Here is a 10,734-nt window from a genome sequence, read left to right as displayed (position 1 = left end):
CCTAAAGCCAGATTCTCACGCGTTACTCACCCGTCCGCCACTGTGTCCGAAGACACCGTTCGACTTGCATGTGTTAAGCATACCGCCAGCGTTCATCCTGAGCCAGGATCAAACTCTCCGTTTTGTTTTGGAAAGCTCTATAGCTCATTTAGCTGCTCTTTTTTAACTTCAGCTTAGTTATTTTTATTTGCTTGACGCAATCCACTTGCTGTATAATCGCTTTCAAACTATAATATTTTCAAGGTTCGGTGTCCTTTAAGCGTCGCTCTTTCGCGCTCCGCTTCAAGCACTTATTCAATATAGCGAACCTATTTCATTGTGTCAACTATTTTTCCCAAATTTATTTTGGATGGTTTCCGCATCACTATCAAAGCCTTGGAGCACAAGGGTTTTAGGCTATAGTATTGCTGGAAGTCTCTAAGGAAGCAACAAATCTGTGAGCTATTCTGCTGTTTTGCCGCCAAGGCTAGTTTTAGATCCTCTGTTGCGTACCTGGCTGTTGGAGGATATTGGCAGGGGCGATCGCTTTCACAGAGCTTAAATTATTTATAGACCAAATTCCTTTGTGCCTCAATCTGACAGATGGTATCCAACGCCAAATCGTTTTGTACCCACATCTGCCCGGTTCTCTGTCAATGCGAATCAGAAAAGCGGTCATACATAATATATATATGTCGTAACCTCTTTGCTGTAACCACCCAGAAAAAATTCAGTCCCAGCCTAATGCTTCACTGATTTGCGCTGCTAGTTTCAAGGGGCGGAAAGGCTTGGCAAAGATAGCAGCTACATCTAAACCAGTAAAGCTCTCTTGAGCGGACTCCTGGACTTTGGCAGTTAGTAAAATTACTGGAATTAACCTAGTGGTGGGGTTAGCCTTCAGTTGTTGCAGAGTGGCACGCCCATCCAAATCAGGCATCATCATATCTAGTAAAATTACATCAAGTTTAGAGTTGGCAGCTATATTCAACGCTTCTCGACCAGAATAAGCAGTCAATACGTTCCAACCAGCACCCATTTCTAATCCCAATTTTGCGATCGCCTGCACATCTTCTTCATCATCAACAATCAAGATATTTCTGCTCATATTGTCACTCTCGCATGATATGTGATGCTGATTAGCTTGATTAGTCTTCAGCTATTTTAGAATGCAATCGGGTAGAAGTAGGGGAGATTTGGGTAATTAAAGGCTGCTATTGAGAGTCTGCTAAAGGTAACAGTACATAAAAGGTGCTACCTTTGCCTAAAATACTCTGAACCCAGATTTTACCATCATGTTGCTGTATGATATCTCGGCAAATAGCAAGTCCTAAACCTGTTCCTCCTTTGTTGCGGGAGTCAGATGCATCTACCTGCTGAAAACGCTCGAAGATGATTTGCAATTTATCTTCAGGAATTCCTCGCCCTTCATCTTGGATCGTAATTAAAAGAAAGTTGGGTGATGAAGGCTGATTTTCTTCAGACTCAACGCCTCTAGATTCTGAGAGAGTGGCACTTATCCATATAGTGTCACCTGGTTCAGAAAACTTAATCGCGTTGCTCAGTAAATTGGTGAGGGTTTGCAGGAGGCGATCGGGATCTGCCCAAAGTTGTACTGCTACGGGATTTATAATTAGTCGAACTTGTAATTTATCTGCCATTGCTTGCATTGCTTCCGTTGCCGTAATTAGCAAGTCTGCGGCGTTGCACTTCGCCTTCCGCGTTAAGATTTTGCCCGATTTCATCCGCTCTAAATCGAGAATATCGTTCACTAAACGAATCAGGCGTTCAGTATTAGTGGTGGCAATGCTCAGGACTTTTTGTCCCTGTTCAGTCAGAGTTCCCAGTTGTCCTGAACTCAATAAGTCTAATGCTCCCATTGTGGAAGTTAAAGGTGTACGCAACTCATGACTGACTAAAGAGATAAATTCGTTTTCTAGACGTTTGCGTTCGGTTATGTCATTGGCAATTAATAAAGCGCATGGAACTCCAGCTAGATCAATCAATTCGAGAGATATCAGTATGGTTTTGAGTTCTCCAGACTTAGTAGAAAATTCAAATTCCAGATTGTACAGTGAGCCAGTTTCCGGCAGAAGTTGAATTGTTTGGGCAATAGCAACTGTGTTATTACCTAAATTAAGTTCGGTAGCAGTATCTCCAATTACTTCTTCTAGACAATAGCCGCTCATCTTCAAGAAGCTGGGATTGACATCAATAAAACGAGCTTCGGAAACTGTGGCGATCGCAATCGGATTGGGACTAGAGCGAAAAACTTTAGCGAACTTCTCTTCTGCTTTGGCGCGTTCAGAAATTTCCTGCTGCAACTGCTCATTTTGGGCTTGGAGTTGTTGTTGCAGTTTCCAAATAGTCAAGTGATTTTCAATTCGTGCTAAAACCTCTTCTAGTTGAAAAGGCTTAGTGATATAGTCCACCCCACCAACTGTAAAGGCTTTTACCTTATCTAGCACATCACCCAAAGCACTGATAAAAATTACTGGAATTTCGCGGGTGCGATCGTTTGCCTTCAGATGTTGGCAGACTTCATAGCCATTCATCTCAGGCATATTCACATCCAGCAAAATTAGGTCGGGAGGAACTGCATTTGCTCCCCGTAAACCCGTAGAACCTTTAGTTACACTCCTAACTTTATATCCCTGTTCCGTCAACATGGCAGATAGGAGATTCAGGTTTTCTGGCGTGTCATCAATCACTAGTATGTCTGCTTTGGGGAAGTTGAGTGACTCTTTAGGCATGGAGATATCGACTTTAGCCACAATAGGCTACTAATTGTTTCTAGAGATTTTAACCTTAGTTCAATGTCTTAATAATCAGTTACAAAAAAAATAGCAATTACCCATTTATCTACCCTAGTTCTCCCCGATTAATTTCTAATGTTAAAAACATCAAATCAAGTATGTAAGTAAATCACTTACTAAATTACATTCGCGTTAGAAATCGCTTTCGTTGATAAATAAATCTATTTCTACAAAAATCCTATGCACTCAATAACCAACAGGCTATTCTATTCCATGCCAAAAACTGTCCGCTTTTTCGCTGCCAGTGCCCTAAATTTGGGTTTCACTGTTAGCCTTGTTTTTTATCCAAGCGCGAGTCCGGCGGGTAATGACACTGGAGTGCCTACTGAACTCCAGGGCGAGTGGCGGTATGGCCGGATTTCGTCCATCCAATACCAAGACAGTTACACAGGGCAGTCCGCAGCCCCAAACGGCTCTAGCGACCAATTCCAACTTGCATCTAATGGAAACTACAAGCGAAATAGACTGATTCAAATCAACACCTACAACTGTGCGTCTAACCTCTTCATAGAGGAAAAAGGCAAAGTTAAGATTGAGGCTCAACGCCTTACTTTTCAACCCAGTGACAGCACATCCAAAGGGCAAATCTGCAATAGCGGGCGCACCTACTCCAGCCGCAATACAGCAAAGCCTGAGACTTACCAGTGGTCGATTGAGACGAATGATTATGGGCAGCAAGTTTTAGTACTTGAGACTGCCGATGGTAAGGGTCGCGCTCATTATGGACGACCTCAATAAGCTAATGAGCATTCAATTTGCATAGAACCCAATACGCTGAGATTAAGAATTTTTTCTCTCCCCTGTCTCCCCTACTTCTACCCGATTGTTTTCTAATCTACAAGATATCGAACTGAGGTAATTCTATGATTCACCATATTTCAATTGCTGTTAGAAACCCTAGCCATGTTGCTCAAGTTTTGGCGGAAATTTTAAAAGCGCAAGCTGTTCCCTTTCCTCCTAACCCAGGAAGTTATATGGTTATACCTTTTGATGAATACGGTACAGCCATTGAACTTTATCCTTTAGGTTCTCAAATAGAACCTGGTGAAGGTGATGAACAATGCGTCTTTGTACATACTGCTATTACTTCCAGGTATACAGATATTCATGCAGCTATCTCTGTACCAATTAGTCAGCAAGAAATTGAAAAAATTGGTGTGCGTGAAGGTTGGCGTGTAGTGCGCTGTAACCGCGATTCTTTCTTTGATGTGATTGAGTTCTGGGTGGAAAACAGGTTAATGATTGAATTGCTAACACCAGAAATGGCATCTCAATATTTGAAATTTGCTACCCAGCAAGAAAATCTGAAATATTTTTTGGCAGAACCAGCTTTAGCTACTACTTGATAAACATTTATTGCAATCCTATTTTATTTGTAATAATTGTAAATCGTAGATCCCCAACTTATCAAACAAGTTGGGGATTTTGTCGATTGCAAGATGTCTTGCAAAAGTTCCTAATAATTAATTTACCAAGAGTTTGTTGATTTTATAATAAGCGATCGCTTTTTTGAGTTAAACCTAGTTCAAATACACTAAGCGATTATCATTTAGCCCGACTTAATTGCTATGAAAGCTTCTAGCTATTATATTGATAAATTAGAATTATCCTGGTATATCATTAACTCAAATGTTGTATATACTTATAATAAGTATAATAAACTAAAGAGCCACTTAAGATGCCAAAAGACAGTCTGAAGGTTTGTTTAGATGCCCTGATATGTAGAGAAGCTTTTGAAGTACAAGGGCAACAAGGTCAAAACATAGGAAGAAATATTCCTATGATATCTATTCGGGATTTAGAAAAGAATTCTTTTTTCTATCCATTTTTACGCAAACCGGATTTTCAAAGAGAAACTAATGAATGGGAGTCTGAGAAAATATGTGAGTTTATAGAAAGTTTTTTAGATGGTGATTTAATACCATCTGTTATTCTTTGGAGAAGTACTAGCAGTTATTATTTTGTCATTGATGGCTCCCATCGACTTAGTTCTCTAATAGCATGGATTAATGATGACTATGGTGATGGTAAAATTTCTAAAGAATTTTATGATGGTGACATTACAGAAGAGCAAAAAAGCGCTGCTCAAGAGGTAAGGAAACTTATTAAAGCAAGTATAGGTTCTTACAAAGATTATCAATCCTTAACACAGAATCGAGGACAAGTAGATCAAAAATTTCTTGATAGAGCAAGAAACTTAGGAGCTTTAGGTATCCAGCTTCAGTGGGTTGAAGGGAATTCAGAAAAAGCAGAAGCATCTTTTTTCAAAATTAACCAAAAAGCAGCACCTATTGGTGAGACTGAGATGCGCTTATTACAAGCACGAAAGACACCTAATGGTGTTGCTGCTCGTGCAATTATGAGAAGTGGTAATGGTCACAAGTATTGGTCAGATTTCTCGCAAGAGAAACAAGATGAAATCGAACAATTAGCTCAAGAAATACATCAACTTATTTTTGAACCTAAACTAAAGAACCCTATTAAAACTCTAGACTTACCAATAGTAGGTAGTCTATCAGTTCCTGAAAAACTTGAAGTTATATTAGAGTTTGTAAATATGGTTAATAGTATAGAATTCGATGATCAATTGGGAGACGATCCCACAGGAGATAAAACTGTAGAACTGCTAAAAAATTGCAAAAAAGTTGTTCAGAGGATAAATAGCAATCATCCTTCCTCTCTGGGTTTGCATCCCATCATATATTTTTATAATAGTACTGGCAAACCCAAAATCGGCTCATTTTATGGCATCGTTACTTTAATGTTACATTTAGAAAAAAATAAATATTTTTCTAAATTTATAGAAATGCGAAAAGATTTTGAATGGGTGATTTGGCAAGATGATATGGTTCCACAGATTGTTAGCAAAAATGGAAATGCACTTAAGGCTAGAGACAAAGTTAAAGATTTTTATATAAAAGTTATTGATAAATTATTGCAAGGAATAGATAAAAAAAATGTCATTAAAGAGATCATTGCTGAAAAAGGTTTTGGAACTTTAAAAACTAAAACTAAAAGTAATACAAGCGATACCCAAACTAAAGAATTCTCACGAGAGACAAAAGCAGCAGCTTTTATCAGAGATGCTTTACCTGGTTCTCCACGATGTAAAATCTGTGGTGGCTATCTCCCCACTCGTCTTAACTCTATAGATCACATCAAGAGAAAAGCCGATGGTGGTCTAGGGACTTTAGATAATGCACAGTTAACTCATCCATACTGTAATACAACATACAAAAATTAAATATTTTAAAATCAAGTATAAAATTAAATATGGTGGTGGGGTAGTAGAATGCGCTAGCTTTCACAAAACTATCCTATTACTTCTTTACCGCCGGATACTGCTTCAACACCTGCTTTAAATATTGTCCAGTATAAGACCTGGGATTTTTTGCAACTTCCTCCGGTGTCCCTACAGCAATCAATTCTCCCCCTTTATCACCACCTTCTGGCCCCAAATCTATTACCCAGTCAGAACAACGAATTACATCTAAGTTGTGTTCAATTACTAAAATTGAATTACCTTTATCTACCAATCGTTGCAACACATCTAACAATTTATGGACATCATAAAAAGATAAGCCTGTTGTCGGTTCATCTATTAAATAAAGGGTCTTACCTGTGGCGCGTCGAGATAGCTCTGTTGCCAATTTCACCCGTTGCGCTTCCCCACCAGATAAAGTAGTCGCAGGTTGTCCTAGTTGGACATAGCCCAACCCGACATCAAATAAAGTTTGTAAACGTGCGATCGCTTTAGGAATATTCTGGAAAAAGTCTAAACTTTCCTCAACTGTCATTCTCAGTACATCAGAGATTGACTTATCTTTGTACTTCACTTGCAAAGTTTCGCGGTTGTATCTTGCACCTTTACAAATTTCGCATTGCACGTAAACATCCGGGAGAAAGTTCATTTCAATAACATTCACACCCTGTCCGCTACAAGCTTCGCAACGTCCACCTTTAACGTTGAAGGAAAATTGCCCAGGTTTGTAACCTCTTGCTTTGGCTTCTACTGTTTGGGAAAAGACATCCCGAATGGCATCGAAAATTCCTGTGTAAGTTGCAGGGTTGGAACGTGGCGTGCGTCCAATGGGAGATTGATCGATAACGATCGCTTTATCAATCGCGTTTAATCCCTGGATTTTATCCAAATGTCTCGGTAAAGGAACTTTCTTAGTTAAATGATGTTGCAGAGATGGATATAGTAATTCGTTAATCAGCGTAGATTTGCCCGAACCAGACACACCTGTGATGGAAACGAGTTTACCTAGTGGAATGTCTACATCTATATTTTGTAAATTGTTGCGATGGGCATTTTTAATTCCCAAACTGCGCCCATTTCCTTCTCGGCGTTCTGCTGGTGTGGTAATTACTCGTCTTCCTGATAAATATGCACCCGTCAAAGAATCTTCTGCTGCTAATAACGCCTGAAAATCACCTTGGGCGATAATATTTCCGCCATGAATTCCTGCACCAGGGCCAATATCAACAATGTGGTTGGCTGCGCGAATTGTTTCTTCATCGTGTTCAACGACAATTAATGTATTACCCAAATCGCGCAATTTAGTTAAGGTTTTGAGCAATCTGCCATTATCTCGTTGATGCAAACCAATACTCGGTTCATCTAAAACGTAGAGAACTCCTGTTAATCCAGAACCAATTTGCGTTGCTAGACGAATCCGTTGGGCTTCGCCACCGGAAAGAGTCATGGCGGGACGGTCAAGGGTGAGGTAATCTAAACCTACATCCAACAAAAATTGTAATCTTGCTTTGATTTCTCTCAGGACTAAATCAGCAATTTGTAACTGGCGATCGCTCAACTTAAATTGCTCAATTCTCTCCCGACAATCTCGAATTGATACGGTAGTCAATTCTAAAATTCCATATTGTCCCAACTTCACCGCCAAGGCTTCTGGTTTTAACCGTTTTCCCAGACAAACTTCGCACGGTTGATCGATTAAATACTGCTCTAATTTTTGTTTAACTAATTCAGAACCACCCTCATACTGCCGTTGCAATATTGGAATAGCACCTTTAAAACTCTGCTTTCTCTGTGCTTCTGCGGCTCGTTCATCTTTCTCTCCATACAGAAGAATTTGCTGCTGTTCTTCTGTCAGCTTGCCCCAATTTGTCTGTAACTCAAACCCATAAATTTGTCCGACACTATAGAGTAATTCCAAATAATAAGAATTATCTTTTTCTGACCAAGGCGCGATCGCAGCATAAACTGGTGCTTCCCAGTCGGGTACGATCAAGTCTGGCGCAAATCTTCTTAAAGTCCCGATGCCATGACAGTGCGGACAAGCACCATAAGGCGAGTTAAAGGAGAACAATCGCGGTGATAATTCCTCCATTACCGCGCCATGTTCTGGACAAGCAAAATTTTCTGAAAATACTAATTCTTCTTCTTTTTCTTGTCCGTCGTCACCAAGCAGACTCACCAGAATGGCTGCAATCCCCCCCGATTGCTTGAGACACGTAGACAGAGAATCAACCAAACGCTCCTGAATATCAGCTTTTTTCACCAAGCGGTCAATTACCACTTCGATGGTGTGGGTAAAGTTTTTATCCAATTCAATGGAATCTGACAGTTCGCGGATCTCGCCATTGATCCGCACGCGCACAAAACCTTGGGATGCCAGACTTGACAAAAGCTTCCGGTGTGTGCCTTTTTTCCCCCTGACAACGGGTGCAAGAATTTGGAAGCGGGTGCGATCTGGTAATTCCATAATGCGATCGCACATTTCATCGATTGTCTGGGGTGCAATACAGCGATCGCATATCGGACAATGGGGTTCGCCAGCCCGACCAAACAACAGCCGCAAATAGTCGTAAATCTCTGTCACCGTACCGACAGTGGAACGGGGGTTATGAGACGTTGACTTTTGGTCAATAGAAATTGCTGGACTTAAGCCTTCAATGGTTTCTACATCCGGCTTATCCAGTTGTCCGAGAAATTGCCGTGCGTAGGCGCTGAGGGATTCCACATAGCGACGTTGCCCTTCAGCGAAAATGGTGTCAAAGGCTAGAGAAGACTTACCAGAACCAGAAACGCCAGTGAATACGATTAGGCGATCGCGTGGCAATTCCAAGTCAATATTTTTCAGATTATGCTGCCTAGCACCCCGAATCCGAATGGTATTCTGGCTGTTGTGGCTGGGGTACGGAAGATGTCCATTCAAGGATGCTGCTAGCTGTTTGTCTGACATATTGGGCGGCGAAGAAGGAGTTTCTGATGAAACAGTCCTTAATAATACTATCTTTAATTAGTTTATAGTAGAACAATAGTACTGTTTTAGTTAGTTATTGTTCCAGATTCATGGCGCAGACATCCTTAAGAGTCTGCTAATTTGGAAGCATCCTGATTAAATATCCTTCTGAGGGCGAAGCTATGGTATCGCAAATCCAACCGCCTACCCAGCCAGAGGTCATCTACCCAGATAGTGATGGACAACTAGTAGCTAATAATACCATACAATTTAGCTGGATTGTAGAAATTAAGCAGAATATAGAGTGGCTATTTGCTGACGATCCAAATGTATTTGTGGCGGGGGATTTGTTTTGGTATCCAGTAGAGGGACGCAATAAAATTGTTAACGCCCCAGATGTGATGGTGGTATTGGGTAGACCAAAAGGCGATCGCTTATGCTACCAACAATGGAAAGAGGAAGGAATTGCACCGCAAGTGGTGTTTGAAATTCTTTCTCCGAGCAACACCCAAACTGAAATGGACAAGAAATTACTTTTCTACGATCGCTATGGGGTAGAAGAGTATTACATTTACGATCCCGATCGCAATAATTTGTGTGGTTGGTTGCGTGGCGAAGACGGTTTAGATGTCATCCCCCAAATGGAAGATTGGGTGAGTCCTCGGTTAAAAATTCAGTTTGCTCTATTACCAGAAGGTTTACAGTTATATCGCCCTGATGGAGAACGGTTTTTAACTTATACAGAAATTTCTCGCAACGCCGAACAAGAACGACAACGGGCGGAACTTGCAGAACAAGCCAGGAAAGATGCCATACCCCGATTATTGCAAATGAATTTGAGCATTGAACAGATTGCCCAAGCTTTGGGATTGTCAGTGGAAGAAGTGCGAACTCTTGCTCAGGAGTAACGCCGCGTGCAATTTTTTAATCGGGTCATTAGAAATTGAATTTGTACTTGAGATATTCCGATCGTGCTAGCCAATGCAGCCACTCATAATGTCACCTGGGAAAAGTTACCTGATGATTTTGTTTTAGACAACGAACCAGTGGATAACATTAATCAGCCACTCTTGGCTGCTGCTTTAACAGAAAGCTTAGAACTTGCTGTCAGATTATCCGCCGATGCTTTAACCATCACTAATTATGCTATCTGCGCTACCTTGAATAATCGATTTGTCGTCAAAGCACCAGATTGGGGTTATGTATCATCAATTCGAGTCTCGCGAGAAGAAGTGAAGCGCAGTTATACGCCACGACTCCAAGGTGATATTCCCGTAATTGTGATGGAATTTCTTTCAGATACAGAAGGTGGAGAGTATTCGAGTAAACCGACCTATCCCCCTGGTAAATGGTTTTATTATGAGCAGATTTTACAAGTGCCAAACTATGCCATTTTTGAACCAGACGGTGGAGTTTTAGAAGTTTATCGGCGAGATGATTTAGGATATTATCAACTGCAAACACCAGATGCAAATAATCGTCACTGGATTGCGGAAATGAATTTGTTTTTAGGCGTATGGCAAGGAAGCCGAGAAAACTGCACAGGTTATTGGTTACGTTGGTGGGATGACAATGGCGAACTATTACTGTAGGGTTTGGAGTTAGCAGCAAAAGAACGGCAAGAGAAAAATGTGGCTCAACAGCTTGCAGAACAAGAAAATCAGCGTGCAGAGAGATTAGCAGCTCAGTTAAAAGCGCTGGGAGTCGAACCGGAGGTTTAACTCGGAACTTTC

At 40.8% G+C, this 10,734-nt stretch carries 7 protein-coding genes, 1 rRNA gene and 2 pseudogenes; 6 read left to right on the top strand and 4 right to left on the bottom strand.

Going from position 1 to position 10,734, the window contains the following annotated elements:
- Positions 1-124 (bottom strand): 16S ribosomal RNA (locus AC1F2U_RS23175); the annotation flags it as partial.
- Positions 125-436: 312 nt separating this feature from the next.
- On the opposite strand from AC1F2U_RS23175, the pseudogene AC1F2U_RS23170 reads away from it, so the two are divergent.
- A pseudogene (locus AC1F2U_RS23170) lies at positions 437-526 on the top strand (carboxylating nicotinate-nucleotide diphosphorylase); the annotation flags it as partial.
- Between the two features lie 183 nt (positions 527-709).
- Here the strand turns inward: AC1F2U_RS23170 and AC1F2U_RS23165 are convergent.
- Complete coding sequence (locus AC1F2U_RS23165; protein WP_480263227.1) at positions 710-1,084, bottom strand: response regulator; 375 nt, start codon at positions 1,082-1,084, stop codon at positions 710-712.
- A 106-nt stretch (positions 1,085-1,190) separates the two neighbouring features.
- Positions 1,191-2,750 (bottom strand): hybrid sensor histidine kinase/response regulator, encoded by a 1,560-nt coding sequence (locus tag AC1F2U_RS23160; protein ID WP_480263226.1) that lies wholly within the window; start codon positions 2,748-2,750, stop codon positions 1,191-1,193.
- A gap of 255 nt (positions 2,751-3,005) precedes the next feature.
- Here AC1F2U_RS23160 and AC1F2U_RS23155 point away from each other — a divergent pair, with 255 nt between their 5' ends.
- The 3 genes from AC1F2U_RS23155 (at position 3,006) to AC1F2U_RS23145 (ending at position 6,036) form a co-directional block, all read left to right on the top strand.
- Positions 3,006-3,530, top strand: coding sequence for a hypothetical protein (locus AC1F2U_RS23155; RefSeq protein ID WP_480263225.1), 525 nt, complete (start codon positions 3,006-3,008; stop codon positions 3,528-3,530).
- 125 nt (positions 3,531-3,655) lie between these two features.
- Positions 3,656-4,138 (top strand): hypothetical protein, encoded by a 483-nt coding sequence (locus AC1F2U_RS23150; RefSeq protein WP_480263224.1) that lies wholly within the window; start codon positions 3,656-3,658, stop codon positions 4,136-4,138.
- Positions 4,139-4,470: 332 nt separating this feature from the next.
- On the top strand, positions 4,471-6,036 hold the full coding sequence (locus tag AC1F2U_RS23145) for an HNH endonuclease family protein (RefSeq protein ID WP_480263223.1): 1,566 nt from the start codon (positions 4,471-4,473) through the stop codon (positions 6,034-6,036).
- A 76-nt stretch (positions 6,037-6,112) separates the two neighbouring features.
- Here the strand turns inward: AC1F2U_RS23145 and uvrA are convergent, their stop codons facing one another.
- Positions 6,113-9,001: an excinuclease ABC subunit UvrA gene (uvrA, locus tag AC1F2U_RS23140; protein WP_480263222.1), complete on the bottom strand. Its 2,889-nt coding sequence runs from the start codon at positions 8,999-9,001 to the stop codon at positions 6,113-6,115.
- A gap of 182 nt (positions 9,002-9,183) precedes the next feature.
- Between uvrA and AC1F2U_RS23135 the strand changes: the two genes are divergently transcribed.
- Both AC1F2U_RS23135 and AC1F2U_RS23130 read left to right on the top strand, forming a co-directional pair.
- Positions 9,184-9,909 (top strand): Uma2 family endonuclease, encoded by a 726-nt coding sequence (locus AC1F2U_RS23135; protein WP_480263221.1) that lies wholly within the window; start codon positions 9,184-9,186, stop codon positions 9,907-9,909.
- A gap of 63 nt (positions 9,910-9,972) precedes the next feature.
- A pseudogene (locus tag AC1F2U_RS23130) lies at positions 9,973-10,722 on the top strand (Uma2 family endonuclease).
- Positions 10,723-10,734: the final 12 nt, after the last annotated feature.

It is taken from the genome of Nostoc sp. LEGE 12454 (assembly GCF_056620565.1).
This window is presented reverse-complemented; position numbering and strand designations above follow the sequence as displayed.

Excerpts from the sequence above, each read along its gene's own strand:
- AC1F2U_RS23150 (WP_480263224.1), top strand. The coding sequence starts at position 3,656 with ATGATTCACCATATTTCAATTGCTGTTAGAAACCCTAGCCATGTTGCT.
- uvrA (WP_480263222.1), bottom strand. The coding sequence starts at position 9,001 with ATGTCAGACAAACAGCTAGCAGCATCCTTGAATGGACATCTTCCGTAC.
- AC1F2U_RS23145 (WP_480263223.1), top strand. The coding sequence starts at position 4,471 with ATGCCAAAAGACAGTCTGAAGGTTTGTTTAGATGCCCTGATATGTAGA.
- AC1F2U_RS23155 (WP_480263225.1), top strand. The coding sequence starts at position 3,006 with ATGCCAAAAACTGTCCGCTTTTTCGCTGCCAGTGCCCTAAATTTGGGT.
- AC1F2U_RS23135 (WP_480263221.1), top strand. The coding sequence starts at position 9,184 with ATGGTATCGCAAATCCAACCGCCTACCCAGCCAGAGGTCATCTACCCA.
- AC1F2U_RS23165 (WP_480263227.1), bottom strand. The coding sequence starts at position 1,084 with ATGAGCAGAAATATCTTGATTGTTGATGATGAAGAAGATGTGCAGGCG.